This window comes from Variovorax sp. V213, assembly GCF_041154455.1.
Lineage (GTDB): Bacteria > Pseudomonadota > Gammaproteobacteria > Burkholderiales > Burkholderiaceae_C > Variovorax.
In genome coordinates this window covers 3,444,778-3,459,601 of the sequence record NZ_AP028664.1, presented here as the reverse complement: position 1 = coordinate 3,459,601, position 14,824 = coordinate 3,444,778, and the positions used below count along the sequence as shown (strand labels likewise).

Here is a 14,824-nt window from a genome sequence, read left to right as displayed (position 1 = left end):
ATGATGTTGTGTGTCGTTGTCGTCGTCACGGTGTGTCGACGATCTCGATCCAGTTCGGGTTCTTGCCCACGTCCATGCGCGAGGGCCTGCCCAGCGCGCCGGTCGCGGAATCGATGGCGTACAGCGAAATGCCGTGCGACTCCTGGCCGGCGGCAATCAGGTAGCGGCCGCTCGGGTCGATCGCGAAGCCGCGCGGCGTTTTCTCGGTCGGCGTATGGCCGATCGGCTGCAGCTGCCCCGTGGCGGCATCCACCCTGAAGGCGGCGAGCGTGCTCGACGTGCGCTCCGAGGCATACAGGAAGCGCCCGTCGGGTGTCAGGTGCAGGTCGGCCGCCCAGGGCTTGCCCGTGAATCCCGGCGGCAGCGCGGTGGTGCTTTGTTCGAGCTTGAGCGTGCCGCGGGCGGCGTCCCAGGCGAAGACATGCACGGCGGCGTCGAGCTCGTCGAGCAGATAGACGCGCCGCTGCGCCTTGTCCCAGACGAAGTGGCGCGGCCCCGATTTGGCGGCGCCCTGGGTCAGTGGCGGATCGTTGGCCGACAGCAGCCCCTTCTCCGCATCGAAGCGCCAGCTCGACACGTTGTCGCCGCCCAGGCTGGTGGCAAGCACGAAGCGGTTGCTCGCATCCGGGTGGATCGCATGCGCATTCGGCGCGGTCTGGACCAGCTGCTGGATCGGACCCGCCGCACCATCCTTGCCGATGGCGTTGACCGAGATCTTGCCGCCCTGGTAGGAGGCCGCAAAGAGCCACTTGCCGCTCGCATCGAGATCGATGTTGGCCATGCTGTCGGCCAGCGGCGCCTCGCCGAGCTTCTGCAGCTTGCCGGTGGTGGCGTCGATCGAAAGCGACACCACGCGGAACGGCTGCGAGCGAAGCGCCGCATAGAGCACGCGCTTGTCGTGGCTCACCGCCATGGGCATCACCGTGCCGCCGACGTTGAGCGTCTGCACCGGCTTGAGCACGCCCTGGCCGCGGTCCAGCTCGAGCACCGAGATTTCCTGGCTGTCCGCGTTGGACACATAGACCCAGGTGGCCGCGGACGCGTGGCCTGCAACGAGCGACACCAGTGCGACGGCGAACCCGGCCGCTCGGGGCATGCGAAGGATTTTTCTTTTCATGAAGGTGTTGTCTCCGTTGTCGTTGTCGATCAGATGCCGCAAGGCTCGAAAAGAGGGCGTTCCCGTGTCAGGGCATGTACTGCCCGCCGTTCACCTCGATCACCTGCCCCGTCACATAGCCAGAGAGCTGCTCCGAAGCTAGGTAGAGAAAAGCGCCCACGCATTCGTCGGGCGTGCCGATGCGTCCCATCGGAATGCCGGCGCGGAAGGATTCGAGCATCGCGGGCGTCGAGAAGCGGTCCTGGAACGGCGTCTGGATCACGCCGGGCGCCACGGCGTTGACGCGGATCTTGTCGCCGACGAGTTCCCTGGCGAGCCCGTGCGTGGCCGTGCTCACGAAGCCCTTGGAGCCCGCATACAGGTAGGCGCCGGGCCCGCCGCCGGTGCGTGCCGCGACCGAGGTCACGTTGATGATGTTGCCGCCCCCGTGGGTGCGCATCATCGGAACCACCTCGCGGCAGAACGCGAGCACCGAACGTGCATTGATGTGCATCACTTCGTCGAACAGCGCATCGTCCAACTCGGCAATGGGCACGCGCTTCACCAGGCTGCCCGCGTTGTTCACCAGCACGTCGATGCGGCCGAACCGCGATGCCGTCTGCTTGGCGCATTCGCGGATCGCGGCCGTGTCGCGCACGTCGGCCTTGAGGGCGAAAGCATCGCCCCCGGCCGCGCGAATGGTCTCGACCACCTGGTCGGCGGCATCGGCCGAGCTGTTGTAGTGCACCGCCACGCGCATGCCGCGGGCGGCGAATGCAATGGCCACCGCGGCACCGATGCCGGTGCTGGCGCCGGTGACGAGTGCGGTCTTGCCTTTGAGGTCTTCCATGGATCTTCCTTTCGAGGTCGGGTGAAGTCAGGTCACGGGTGCCGGGTTGAACAGCACCAGCGCGTTGTGCAGCTTCCACTGTTCGGCCCAGGTCTTCTTCCTGCCGCTGGCCACCTCGAGCATCAGGCGGAACATCTCCCAGCCCACGTCCTCGATGGTGGCGTCGCCGTCGGCAATGCGGCCCGCGTTCACGTCCATCAGGTCGTGCCAGCGGCGCGCCAGGTCGCTGCGCGTGGCCACCTTGATCACCGGCACCTCGGCCAGGCCGTAGGGCGTGCCGCGGCCGGTGGTGAACACATGCAGGTTCATGCCGGCGGCCAGCTGCAGCGTGCCGCAGATGAAGTCGCTGGCGGGCGTGGCGGCATAGAGCAGGCCCTTCTGCCTGGCCTTCTCGCCGGGCGGGACCACGCCGGAGATCGGCGCGCTGCCGCTCTTGACGATCGAGCCCATGGCCTTTTCGACGATGTTCGAGAGCCCGCCCTTCTTGTTGCCCGGCGTGGTGTTGGCGCTGCGGTCGACGCGGCCGCGGTCCAGGTAGGCGTCGTACCAGGCCATCTCGCGGATCATGGCCTCGGCCACTTCGGGCGTGGTCGCGCGCGAGGTGAGCTGGTCGATGCCGTCGCGCACCTCGGTCACCTCCGAGAACATCACGGTGGCGCCGGCGCGCACCAGCAGGTCGGTGCAGAAGCCCACGGCCGGATTGGCGGTGACGCCCGAGAAGGCGTCGCTGCCGCCGCACTGCACGCCCACCACCAGTTCGCTGGCGGGCACGGTCTCGCGCCGGCGGGCGTTGAGCCGCTCCAGGTGCTCTTCGGCCTGGCGCAGGATCGAGTCGATCATCGACATGAAGCCGACGTGCGCGTCGTCCTGCAGGCACACCACGTCGAGCTTGCTGTCAGCGCTGGTGCCGACGTCGGCCACGCTGCGCTCGTCCACCAGTGGGATGCTGCCCGGGGGCAGCAGGCGTTCGGGCTGCAGCTTCTCGCAGCCCAGGCTGATGACCATCACCTCGCCGCCGAAGTTCGGGTTGAGGCTGATGTTGCGCAGGGTGCGGATCGGGATGACCGCGTCGGGCGCGTCGATGGCCACGCCGCAGCCGTAGCTGTGGGAGAGGCCCACCACGTCGTCGACATGGGGGTACTTGGGCAGCAGCTCGGCCTTGATGCGCTGGACCGCGAAATCGACCACGCCCGCCACGCACTGCACGGTCTGGGTGATCGCGAGGATGTTGCGCGTGCCGACCGATCCGTCGAGGTTGCGGTAGCCCTCGAAGGTGTAGCCCTCCAGAGGCGGCTGGGCGGGGGGCTTGACGGTGGCGATCGGCAGGCCTTCGAGCTCGCGCGCGGCGGGCATCTGCAGCAGGCGCTCGTGCACCCAGCTGCCGCGCGGGATGGCCTTCAGCGCGTAGCCGATCGGCACGTTGTAGCGGATGACGGCGTCGCCTTCGGCCAGGTCGGTCAGCGAGACCTTGTGGCCCTGCGGCACGTTGTCGACCAGCACGAGGCCGTCGGCAAAGGTGGCGCCGGCCTTCAGGCCGCCGTCATTGGCCACGATGGCGACGTTGTCCGCCGCGTGCATGTGGATGCGGTGCGGCGGGCGCGCCGCCGGAGAAGAGGGCAGTGATGAGTCGGCCATCGGAACGAACTCCGCGTTGCTTGTCTTTTGTGTCACTTGACCGCGTTGACGAGGTCCGGCAGCCACATCGAGAACGCCGGAACATAGGTCACGAGCATCAGGCAGATCAAGAGGGCGCCGTAGAACGGCCAGATCGACCGCATCACCTGCCCGACGGATACCCCTCCGATCGCACAGCCTATGAACTGCGTGGTGCCTACCGGCGGCGTGTTGAGGCCCAGTGCGCAATTGATCAGCATGACGATGCCGAACTGCACCGGGCTCATGCCGAACTGCATGGCAATGGGCAGGAAGATCGGTGTGCAGATCAGGATGGTCGCGGCCATGTCCAGGAAGGTGCCGAGCACGAACAGCAGCACGTTGATCATCAGGAAGATGACCCACGGATCGCTCGAGACGCTGGTCATGAGCTCGCCGGTCTTCTGCGGCACTTCGTACAGGGCCATGAAGTAGCCGAAGGCGGAAGAGATACCGATCAGCAGCAGCACGACGCCGGTCGTCTTGCAGGCCTTGGCGCAGGCCTTGAAGAAGTCCTTGCGGCTGAGCGAGCGGTACACGAACACGGTCACGCCCAATGCCCAGAGCACCGCCGTTGCGGCCGACTCGGTGGCGGTGAACACGCCCGACAGGATGCCGACCAGGATGATCGCCACGATCATGAGGCCCGGCAGCGCGCCGATGAAAGCCGACAGCACTTCGCCCCAGCCCGGAAACGCGCCGCGAATCGGGTAGCCGCGGCGGATGGCCACGTAGTAGGCGGCGCCCAGGTTGCACAGCGTGAGTATCAGCGCGGGGATCAGGCCCGCGAGAATCAGGCTCAGCACGCTGACCGAGGCGATGCCGGTGGTCGCGAGCGTGAAGATGATGAGGTTGTGCGACGTGGGCATCAGGGCGCCCACCAGGGCCGCGTGCGTCGTGACGTTGACCGCGTAGTCGGCGTCGTAGCCTTCCTTCTTCATCAGCGGGATCATCACCGAGCCCATGGCCGAGACGTCGGCCACCGGCGAGCCGGCCACGCCGCCGAACAGCGTGCAGCCGATCACGTTGCTCATGCCCAGGCCGCCGCGCACGTGGCCCACCAGGCTGTTGGCAAAGCGGACGATGCGCTGCGCGATGCCGCCATAGAGCATCAGTTCACCGGCGAAGACGAAGAACGGAATCGCCAGGAACGAGAAGACCTGCATGCCGCCGACCATCTTCTGGAACACCACGGCAACGGGCAGGCCCGCATAGAGCACGGTGGCGACGGAAGCCAGGCCGATCGAGAATGCGACCGGCACGCCCAGCACCAGCAGCACCAGGAAAACGAGGGATAGGACAGTCAGTTCCACGCGGGCACCACTTCTTCATCGCGCAGCAGGGCGACGATATGTTCAATCGAAAAGAGGACGATCAGGAGACCCGCGATCACGAGCGCGAGATAGTCGAGACCCACCGGAATGCCCATCATGGGCTTGATGTCGGTCCACTTGAGCGTGGTCCAGACCCAGCCGCTCCAGGTCATGATTGCGCCGAAGAGCGCGACCAGCGCATGGATCAGTATTTCGACCTTCAGGCGCAGCGCCTCGGGAAGCAGCACCACCAGCGAGTCGAGCCCGATGTGGCCCGCATCGCGCACACCGACGGCAACGCCCAGCGCCGTGACATACAGCACCAGTTGCAGCGCGAGCCCTTCGGCCCAGGTCGGCGTGTCGTTGAACACATAGCGGCCGACGACCTGGTACTGAACGCACACGATAATGGTGATGAGCATCGCCACGGCGAGCATCAGGCTGGCCTTGGAGAGGAACGCGCAGAAGCGCGAATAGGCGTGGTTGGACGGAGGGCGCCCATTCGGGTCGACCAGGTCTTCGAGCTCGATGGGCGCGCCGGTCGCCATCGTGTCTACCGCGGGGACGGTAAGTGTCATGGGAATTTCCCTGAATATGGGTGAGGGGCCCTCCCCGGAAAGCGGGAGGGCCGGGACACGCTACTTGTTGTCTTGAACGGCCTTGACGAGGCGCTGCAGATCGGGCGTCGAGATGAACTTCGTGTAGACCGGGGTCATGGCTGCGCGGAACGATGCCTTGTCCACATCGGCAATGATCTGGGCGCCGCCCTTGGTCACGACCTCGAGCGACTTGGCTTCCTGCTCGTCCCACTTCTTGCGCTGGAAGGCGACCGATTCCTTGGCCGTGGCGCGGAACAGGTCCTGGTCGGCCTTGGGCAGCTTGTCGTAGACGGCCTTCGACATCACGAGCATTTCAGGCGCCATCGAGTGTTCGGTGCGCGAATAGAACTTCACCGCTTCGTAGTGCTTGAAGCCGTCGTAAGAGGGAATGTTGTTTTCCGCGGCATCGATGAGCCCGGTCTTGAGGGCGGTGAACACTTCGCCGGCGGGCATTGGCGTGGCATTGGCGCCCATGGCGCTCACCAGCGCGACCCACAGGTCGGACTGCTGCACTCGGATCTTGAGTCCCTTCGCGTCGGCCAGCGTCTTCACCGGCTTCTTGGCGTAGATCGAGCGCGCGCCGCTGTCGTAGAAGGCCAGGCCGACCAGGCCTTCATGTTCGCAGCCCTTCAGGATCTCTTCGCCGATGGGTCCGTCGAGCGACTTGCGCATGTGCGCGATCGAGTCGAACAGGAAAGGCATCGTCGGCACCAGCGTCTTGGGGCAGATCGAATTCAGCGCACTGATGTTGACGCGGTTCATTTCGAGCGCGCCGATCTTGACCTGGTCGAGCGTTTCCTTTTCGCTGCCGAGTGCGCTCTTGTTGAATACCTTGATCTTGTACTTGCCGTTGCTGCGCTTGTCGAGCAGTTCGCTCATGTACTTGACCGCCGCGACGGTGGGGTAGTCGTCGCTGTTGTGCACGTCGGCCGAGCGGAACTCGACCGCGTTGGCTGCCATGGCGCAGGCGGCGACGGCCAGCGCGATGAGGTGGCGGGTGTATTTCATTTGTCTTCCTCTTGGGGTTGGTGGTTGAAAAGCAGTCAGAAACGGCATTCGGGTTCCGCAAGCCCCTTGATGCCCGGGTGCAGCGCGAATACGCCGCCCGCCAGCGGTTGATCGGACAGGTCGCCTCCGGGGCGGATCGATGTCACGTAGAGCGTGTCGAGTTGCGGGCCGCCAAAGGCGCACATCGCGGGCTTCTTCACCGGCACGGCAAGGGAGCGGTCGAGCCGTCCCTCGGGCGTGAAGCGGTGAACGAGCCCGGCGTCGTTGCCGCAGATCCAGTAGCAGCCATCGGCGTCCACGGCCGCTCCGTCGGGGCGTCCCGGCAACGGCTTCATGTCGACGAACACGCGTCGGCCATGCGGCGTGCCGCTGTCGGTGTCGTAGTCGAAAGCCCAGATGGTCTGCACCGCCGGATGCGAATCGGAGAGGTACATGGTCTTGCCGTCGGGGCTGAAGGCGAGGCCGTTGGGAACGATCATGTGTTCGAACTGCGCGCGCAGGGCGACCTCCGCATTCACATCGCCCTGGTAGCGGTACACGCGGCCGACCTCGTGGGCTGCCGCCATGTCCATCTGCATGGTGCCGGCCCAGAAGCGGCCCTGGCGGTCGCAGCGGCCATCGTTGAAGCGCATGCCGCGTTCCGCGTGGACGGCGCTCGCAATGGGGCTCGCGGCCAGCGTGCCGTCGGCGCGCGTGGCGATGGCGAACAGTCCGCTTTCCATGCCGGCGATCCATTGGCCCGGATGGCCGGCACGCGGCGCGATGCAGGCCAGCATTTCGTCGCCGGTCCAGCAACTGTGATGGCCGGTCGCGGCGTGCCAGCGGTGCAGTTGCCGCGCCGGAATGTCGACCCAGTAGAGCGCCTGCTCATCGGCGCGCCAGACCGGGCTTTCGCCGGTCGCGCACCTCGCATCGAGAACGAGTTCGGCCTGCATGCCGGCTGTCATTGGTCGCCGAACGGGCCCTGCGCCGTGAAGGCGCCGCCTTGGTAGATGGCGTTGGGGTCGGTCGGCGCCACGGGAGGCTGGGCCTCGACCTTGTCGCGGAATACTTCGGAGGTGTCCTGCGGCACGAAGCCCAGGTGCGCCGCCGCGCTGTTGTCCCACCAGACGTCGCGGTTGGCCGACATGCCGTAGACGATCGTGTGCTTCACGCCGGGCGTGAAGATCGATTTCTCGATCAGCGAAGTGAGGTCGCGGTAGCTGAGCCAGGTGCTCATCATCCGGCGGTTGAGCGGCTCGGGGAACGAGGAGCCGATGCGGATGCTCACCGTCTCGATGCCGTAGCGGTCGAAGTAGAACTGCGCGACGTCCTCGCCGAACGATTTCGACAGGCCGTAGTAGCCGTCGGGCCGGCGCTGGGCGCTGGCATCGAGCCGATCGGTCTGCTTGTGAAAGCCGATCACATGGTTGGAGCTTGCGAACACCACGCGCTTCACACCGTGACGGCGGGCGGCTTCGTAGACGTTGAACACGCCCTTGATGTTGGCCTCGAGAATTTCCTCGAACGGGCGCTCGACCGAGACGCCGCCAAGGTGCACGATGGCGTCGCAGCCCTCGACCAGCGCATGGACTGCCGCCTTGTCCGACAGGTCGCAGGCCACCACTTCTTCGTGCGCACCCTCGGAAGGCGCGATCGCGGCGATGTCCGAAAGACGCAGGATCCCGGCAAAGGGGCGCAGGCGTTCGCGCAGTACCTTGCCCAGGCCGCCGGCCGCGCCGGTCAGCAGGATCCGGTGCAGCTTGTTGTTGGAAGTTTGTGAGGACGTCGACATGTGTGGTGGCGTGTGAATGGGTTGGGTCCAGGGCGATAGGGCAGTCACGAAAGCTGGCCAGCACGCGGCTTCATCTCCCATGCCGCGCCAGTTCAAATAACGGCCGATGGGTGGACGGGCACTTACGGCGAACTAGTGATAAGTTATCTGTTGTCGTACAACTAATAGGGGATTATTATCTTGACCATGGTCCAAACGGCTACGGGTAATCCCTCAATTTCGGATGCGGCGGCAGACGCTGCTGCCGGTGCCTCCTTTGTGGGGCGCCCGCGCCCGCGCGGCCTGGCCCACGGGTTGGTGGAAGACCTGGGCGAGAAAATCCGCAACCAGTCGCTGCGCCCCGGCGACAAGCTGCCCACCGAATCAGCCATCATGAAGTCCTTCGGCGTGAGCCGAACGGTGGTGCGCGAGGCGCTGTCGAAGCTGCAGGCCGCCGGGCTGGTCGAAACGCACCATGGCGTCGGCACCTTCGTGCTGCAGCCGCGCGCAGCGGGCATGTTCCGGCTCGATTCCGCCGACATCGCCACCTCGGTGGACGTGCTGGCGGTGCTCGAGCTTCGCATCAGCCTGGAGACCGAATCCGCGGGCCTGGCCGCCTCGCGCCGCACCGAGGAGCACCTGCTCGCCATGCGCCAGGCGCTCGACGATTTCGAGCGCAACGTGGCGGTGGCCGGGGACACCGTGGCGCCCGATTTCCGCTTTCACCTGCAGATCGCCCAAGCCACCGGCAACCCGTATTTCGCGGACATCATGAGCCACCTGGGCACCACGATCATCCCGCGCACGCGCATCACAGCCATTCGCAACTACGACCGGCGCGGCGAGTACCTGAGCCGCGTCAACCGCGAGCACGAAGAGATCTATGCGGCCATTGCGCGCCGCGATCCGGAGTCGGCTCGCGCGGCCATGCGCATCCACCTGACCAACAGCCGCGAGCGGCTGCGCGTGGCACAAGAAGCGGCGCAACAAGCCACGGCCAACACGCCGCCGGCCGCTTCCTGAGCAAAATTCATTGCCAAAGCTGGACAAGCGTCATTTGTGGTTGTACGATGACTGACAACACAATCCGACAGGAGACCTGAATGAGCTTGAAAAGACGTGACCTGATGCTCGGCGCCCTTGGGGGCGGCGTGCTTGCGGCCGGTGGCGTGCATGCCGCCGACACCTGGCCCTCCAAACCTGTGCGCATCGTGGTGCCGTACCCGCCGGGCGGTTCGTCCGACATCATTGCCCGCTCCATCAGCCAGCCGCTGTCGGAGGCGCTCGGCCAACCGGTCATCGTCGAGAACAAGCCGGGTGCCAACGGCAACCTGGGCGCCGATTTCGTCGCCAAGTCGAAACCCGATGGCTACACGCTGCTCCTGTGCGACGTCGGCGCGCTCGCTATCAGCCCGTCGGTCTACACGCGGCTGCCTTTCGACCCCTCCAAGGATCTGCGCGGCGTGACCATGCTGGCCTATTCGCCGCACTTGCTGGTGGTGCATCCGTCGGTCCAGGCCAACAACCTGAAGGACCTGATCGCACTGTCGAAGAAGTCGGAAATCAATTTTGCCGTGACCGCCACCGGCAGCGCGCCGCATCTTGCCGGCGTGGCGCTCGAGCGTGCCAGCGGTGCGCGCTGGCAGTACGTGCCCTACAAGGGCGGCGTGCAGGCGGTGCAGGACACGGTCGCCGGCCAGACCCAGATTCTGATGAACGGCATGCTGGCCACCTTGCCGCATGTGCAAAGCGGCAAGCTCAAGGTGCTCGGCGTTTCGAAATCGACGCGCATGCCGCTGATCGGCGACGTGCCTACCATCGCGGAGCAGGGCGTGGCCGGCTTCGAATCGGGCACCTGGCAAGGCGTGCGGGTTGCCAAGGGCACGCCCGACGCCATCGTGCAGCGCCTCAACAAGGAACTCATCACGGTCATTCGCGCGGCCGACATCCGCTCGCGCCTTGCAGGGCAGGGCGCCGAGGTCGTGACCATGGCGCCGGCCGAGGAAGAGCAGTTCTTCGGCAAGGAACGCACGCGCTGGGCCAAGGTGGTTGCCGACGCCGGCATCAAGCTGGATTAATAGGTTCTCCCCCAGTCTGCGCGCACTTCGTGTCGCTTCGCCAACCCCCTTCCGGGGGCACTGCCAGCGGCCCGGCGGAGCCGGTTCCGCGGCAGTCCACGAAAAGAACGGATCCATTTTTTAACCCACTCTCATTGGTGTCTCGATGAACCCTCAAGAACTTAAATCCATCATGGGCTCCGGCCTGCTCTCGTTCCCGCTGACCGACTTCGACGCGAACGGCGACTTCAACCGGAAGGGCTACGAGAAGCGTCTCGAATGGCTCGCCCCCTACGGCGCGAGCGCGCTGTTCGCGGCCGGCGGCACGGGCGAATTCTTCTCGCTGACCGGCGACGAGTACCCCGGCATCATCCAGAGCGCGGTCGACACCTGCCGCGGCGTGGTGCCGATCATTGCCGGCGCCGGCGGCCCGACGCGCTTTGCGATCCAGTGCGCGCAAGCGGCCGAGAAGGCCGGCGCACACGGCATCCTGCTGCTGCCGCACTACCTGACTGAAGCCGGCCAGGAAGGCCTGGCCGCGCACGTCGAAGCGGTGTGCAAGAGCGTGAAGTTCGGCGTCATCGTCTACAACCGCGCCACCAGCCGCCTCAAGCCCGACACGCTCGCCGGCCTGGCCGAGCGCAATCCGAACCTGGTCGGTTTCAAGGACGGCATCGGCGACATCGAAGCCATGGTTGCCATCTACCAGAAGATGGGCGACCGCTTCGCCTACCTGGGCGGCCTGCCCACGGCCGAGGTCTATGCCGCGGCCTACAAGGCCATGGGCACACCGGTGTATTCGTCGGCCGTGTTCAACTTCATTCCGAAGACTGCGGTGCAGTTCTATGAAGCCGTGCGCGATGACGACATGGCCACCCAGCATCGCCTGCTGAAGAACTTCTTCATGCCCTATCTTGAGTTGCGCAACCGCACGCCGGGCTATGCAGTGAGCATCGTCAAGGCCGGAGCCAAGATCGTCGGCCACGACGCCGGCCCGGTGCGCGCGCCGCTCACCGACCTGAAGCCCGACGAGATGGAACAGCTCAAGGCGCTGATCGACGCGCTCGGTCCGCAGTAAGCGGCCGGGTCGAGAAAACCAACAACGGAGACAACAAGACATGCTCATGAAGAAGCTTCTTCTCATCGCGGCGTCGGCCGTTCTTTTCACGGGCTGCGCCATGGTTCCGGCCGGCGGCGGCGCCCCGGCCGAACCGGCAGTGGCCGCGGCCGCGGAGCGGCTGCGCATTGCGATGATCGACCCGACGCCCGCCGCCCTCGGTGCGCTGGTGGCCGACGACCTGAGCTACGGTCATTCGAGCGGCAGGGTCGACACCAAGGCCAGCTTCATCGGCGACCTCGTCGCCGGCAAGTCGGACTTCGTGGCCATCACGATCAGCGACCAGACCGTCAAGGTGGTCGACGGCCAGACGGCCATCGTGCGCCACACGCTCGCGGCCGATACCAACGATTCGGGCAAGCCCGGCAAGGTGGCGCTGAAGATCCTCGGCGTCTGGCAGAAGCAGGGCGGCGACTGGAAGCTGCTGGCACGCCAGGCCGTGAGAATCTAAGCACTGCATTTCCCCAGGGTTCGCGCAAATGACACTTTCAGCCTCCACTTCCCCCATCTCCGGCGCGCCCGTGGTCACCGGCATGCGCGTCGTGCCCGTCGCGGGCCACGACAGCATGCTGATGAACCTGAGCGGCGCGCACGGCCCGTTCTTCACCCGCAACCTGCTGATCCTGACCGACAGTGCGGGCCACACCGGCGTCGGCGAAGTGCCGGGCGGCGAGAAGATCCGCCAGACGCTCGAGGATGCGCGCGACCTCATCGTGGGCCAGCCCCTGGGCAAGCACAACGCGGTGCTCAACAGCATGCGCGGCGCGTTTGCCAACCGCGACAGCGGCGGCCGCGGCCAGCAGACCTTCGACCTGCGCGTGACCATTCATGCGGTGACGGCCGTCGAAGCCGCGCTGCTCGATCTGCTGGGCCAGCATCTCGAAGTGCCGGTGGCGGCACTGCTCGGCGAAGGCCAGCAGCGCGATGCGGTGCAGATGCTCGGCTACCTGTTCTACGTGGGCGATCGCACCAAGACCGATCTGCCGTACGAGAGCGACCCCGGCGCCGGCAACGACTGGTTCCGCCTGCGCCATGAAGAAGCGATGACGCCCGAAGCCATCGTGCGCCTGGCCGAGGCCACGCATGCGCGCTACGGCTTCACCGATTTCAAGCTCAAGGGCGGCGTGCTGCGCGGCGAAGAAGAAGTCGAGGCCATCCGTGCGCTGCACGAGCGCTTTCCGAAGGCGCGCGTCACGCTCGACCCGAACGGCGGCTGGCTGCTGCAGGACGCGATTCGCCTGTGCCGCGACCTGCACGGCGTCATGGCCTATGCCGAAGACCCGTGCGGTGCCGAAGGCGTGTTCTCCGGACGCGAGGTGATGGCCGAGTTCCGCCGCGCCACGGGCCTGCCTACCGCCACCAACATGGTCGCCACCGATTGGCGCGAGATGGTGCACAGCCTCTCGCTGCAGTCGGTCGACATTCCGCTGGCCGACCCGCACTTCTGGACCCTGCAGGGCTCGGTGCGCGTGGCGCAGCTGTGCCAGGCCTGGGGCCTGACCTGGGGTTCGCATTCGAACAACCACTTCGATGTGTCGCTCGCCATGTTCACGCATGTGGCGGCCGCGGCACCGGGCAAGGTCACCGCCATCGATACCCATTGGATCTGGCAGGACGGCCAGCGCCTGACGAAGGCGCCGCTGCAGATCGAAGGCGGCTTCGTGAAGGTGCCCACCCGCGGCGGGCTGGGCGTGGAGCTCGACATGGACGAGGTCGAGAAGGCGCATCAGCTCTATCTGAAACACGGCCTCGGTGCGCGCAACGATGCGCAGGCCATGCAATACCTGATCCCCAATTGGAGCTTTGACAACAAGCGTCCATGCATGGTCCGATGAAGGTTTAATCTCGGAATCCCTTTCCGCAGCCGGGGCGGCCTCATCGCTCCGGCTTCTTTCTTTCCATTTCGCAGCAGCAAGGAACCCTACATGCAAAACTTCGACAACCTGATCGGCGGCGAATGGCGAGCCGGCGCCAGCTACAGCCCCAACCTCAACCCCAGCAACCTCTCGGACGTGCTGGGCCAGTACGCCCAGGGCACGGCCGCGGACGTCGAGGCCGCCGTGGCCGCCGCCACCGCCGCCTTCCCCGCCTGGGCCACCGGCAGCATCCAGGCACGCAGCGACGCGCTGGACAAGATCGGCACCGAGATCCTCGCGCGCAAGGAAGAGCTCGGCACCCTGCTGGCGCGCGAAGAAGGCAAGACCCGCGCCGAAGGCATCGGCGAAGCCACCCGCGCCGGCCAGATCTTCAAGTTCTTCGCCGGCGAATGCCTGCGCCTGTCGGGCGAGGTGCTGCCCTCCGTGCGCCCGAACATCGGTGTCGAGATCACCCGCGAGCCGGTCGGCGTGGTCGGCCTCATCACCCCCTGGAACTTCCCCATCGCCATTCCGGCCTGGAAGATCGCCCCGGCCCTGGCTTTCGGCAACTGCGTGGTCCTCAAGCCGGCCGACCTGGTGCCCGGCTGTGCCTGGGCGCTGTCCGACATCATCCACCGCTCGGGCATCCCGGCGGGCGTGTTCAACCTCGTGATGGGCCGCGGCAGCGTCATCGGCGAGGCTCTGGTCGGCCACCCCGGCATCCATGCCATCAGCTTCACCGGTTCGGTGGGCGTGGGCCGCAACATCGCCATCCAGTGCGTGACGAACCACAAGAAGGTGCAGCTGGAGATGGGCGGCAAGAACCCGCAGGTGATCCTGGACGACGCCGACCTGGCCCAGGCTGTGGAGCTGAGCGTGCAAAGCGCCTTCTACTCCACCGGCCAGCGCTGCACGGCTTCCAGCCGCCTGATCGTGACCGAGGGCATCTACCCCCAGTTCATCGAGGCGATGAAGGCGCGCATGGCCAGGATCAAGGTGGGCGATGCGCTGGCCCAGGGCACCGACGTGGGCCCGGTCTCGTCGAAGTCGCAGCTCGACCAGGACATGGAATACATCGCCATCGGCAAGGGCGAGGGCGCCACGCTGGCCGCGGGCGGCGAGCTTCTGAAGCTGGAGACCGACGGCTACTACATGTCGCCGGCCCTCTTCAGCGAATCGGCGGCGGCCATGCGCATCAACAAGGAAGAGATCTTCGGGCCGGTGGCCAGTGTGATCCGGGTGAAGAACTACGAGGAGGCGCTGGCCACGGCCAACGACACGGAGTTCGGGCTCTCGGCGGGCATTGCGACCACGAGCCTGAAGTACGCCACGCACTTCAAGCGCCACAGCCAGGCCGGCATGGTGATGGTGAACCTGCCGACGGCGGGGGTGGACTACCACGTGCCGTTCGGCGGGCGCAAGGGTTCCAGCTACGGTCCGCGCGAGCAGGGCAAGTATGCGCAGGAGTTCTTCACCACGGTGAAGACGGCGTACACGCTGGCTTGATGCTTTCCAGGCCGGG

General features: G+C 66.2%; 14 protein-coding genes. 6 read left to right on the top strand and 8 right to left on the bottom strand.

Going from position 1 to position 14,824, the window contains the following annotated elements; genetic code table 11:
• Positions 1 to 25: 25 nt before the first annotated feature.
• The 8 genes from ACAM55_RS16460 to ACAM55_RS16425 form a co-directional block, all read right to left on the bottom strand.
• Entirely contained in the window at positions 26 to 1,117 is a 1,092-nt protein-coding gene (locus ACAM55_RS16460) for a lactonase family protein (RefSeq protein WP_369652574.1), read from the bottom strand.
• Between the two features lie 67 nt (positions 1,118 to 1,184).
• Entirely contained in the window at positions 1,185 to 1,946 is a 762-nt protein-coding gene (locus ACAM55_RS16455; protein ID WP_369652573.1) for an SDR family NAD(P)-dependent oxidoreductase, read from the bottom strand.
• Positions 1,947 to 1,973: 27 nt separating this feature from the next.
• On the bottom strand, positions 1,974 to 3,581 hold the full coding sequence (gene garD, locus ACAM55_RS16450) for a galactarate dehydratase (protein WP_369652572.1): 1,608 nt from the start codon (positions 3,579 to 3,581) through the stop codon (positions 1,974 to 1,976).
• 32 nt (positions 3,582 to 3,613) lie between these two features.
• Positions 3,614 to 4,912 (bottom strand): TRAP transporter large permease, encoded by a 1,299-nt coding sequence (locus tag ACAM55_RS16445; protein ID WP_369652571.1) that lies wholly within the window; start codon positions 4,910 to 4,912, stop codon positions 3,614 to 3,616.
• Complete coding sequence (locus ACAM55_RS16440) at positions 4,903 to 5,349, bottom strand: TRAP transporter small permease (protein ID WP_369656414.1); 447 nt, start codon at positions 5,347 to 5,349, stop codon at positions 4,903 to 4,905. Before ACAM55_RS16440 ends, ACAM55_RS16445 begins: the two co-directional genes overlap by 10 nt.
• A gap of 201 nt (positions 5,350 to 5,550) precedes the next feature.
• Entirely contained in the window at positions 5,551 to 6,519 is a 969-nt protein-coding gene (locus ACAM55_RS16435) for a TRAP transporter substrate-binding protein (RefSeq protein WP_369652570.1), read from the bottom strand.
• 35 nt (positions 6,520 to 6,554) lie between these two features.
• Positions 6,555 to 7,454 carry an SMP-30/gluconolactonase/LRE family protein gene (locus ACAM55_RS16430; protein WP_369652569.1) on the bottom strand — a complete coding sequence of 300 codons (900 nt, stop codon included), beginning with the start codon at positions 7,452 to 7,454 and terminating at the stop codon, positions 6,555 to 6,557.
• Between the two features lie 8 nt (positions 7,455 to 7,462).
• On the bottom strand, positions 7,463 to 8,293 hold the full coding sequence (locus tag ACAM55_RS16425) for an NAD-dependent epimerase/dehydratase family protein (protein WP_369652568.1): 831 nt from the start codon (positions 8,291 to 8,293) through the stop codon (positions 7,463 to 7,465).
• Between the two features lie 186 nt (positions 8,294 to 8,479).
• Here ACAM55_RS16425 and ACAM55_RS16420 point away from each other — a divergent pair, with 186 nt between their 5' ends.
• The 6 genes from ACAM55_RS16420 to ACAM55_RS16395 all read left to right on the top strand — a co-directional run bounded on the left by ACAM55_RS16420 (position 8,480) and on the right by ACAM55_RS16395 (position 14,808).
• Complete coding sequence (locus ACAM55_RS16420) at positions 8,480 to 9,295, top strand: FadR/GntR family transcriptional regulator (protein ID WP_369656413.1); 816 nt, start codon at positions 8,480 to 8,482, stop codon at positions 9,293 to 9,295.
• Between the two features lie 104 nt (positions 9,296 to 9,399).
• Positions 9,400 to 10,350: a Bug family tripartite tricarboxylate transporter substrate binding protein gene (locus ACAM55_RS16415; protein WP_369656412.1), complete on the top strand. Its 951-nt coding sequence runs from the start codon at positions 9,400 to 9,402 to the stop codon at positions 10,348 to 10,350.
• 145 nt (positions 10,351 to 10,495) lie between these two features.
• Entirely contained in the window at positions 10,496 to 11,407 is a 912-nt protein-coding gene (gene kdgD / locus ACAM55_RS16410; RefSeq protein ID WP_307580947.1) for a 5-dehydro-4-deoxyglucarate dehydratase, read from the top strand.
• 40 nt (positions 11,408 to 11,447) lie between these two features.
• Positions 11,448 to 11,897, top strand: a complete 450-nt coding sequence (locus ACAM55_RS16405) for a nuclear transport factor 2 family protein (RefSeq protein WP_369652567.1) — start codon at positions 11,448 to 11,450, stop codon at positions 11,895 to 11,897.
• A gap of 28 nt (positions 11,898 to 11,925) precedes the next feature.
• The gene (gene gudD / locus ACAM55_RS16400; protein ID WP_369652566.1) at positions 11,926 to 13,281 is read left to right on the top strand and encodes a glucarate dehydratase; all 1,356 of its coding nucleotides are present in this window, start codon (positions 11,926 to 11,928) and stop codon (positions 13,279 to 13,281) included.
• 90 nt (positions 13,282 to 13,371) lie between these two features.
• Entirely contained in the window at positions 13,372 to 14,808 is a 1,437-nt protein-coding gene (locus tag ACAM55_RS16395; RefSeq protein WP_369652565.1) for an aldehyde dehydrogenase family protein, read from the top strand.
• The last annotated feature ends 16 nt before the right edge of the window (positions 14,809 to 14,824 follow it).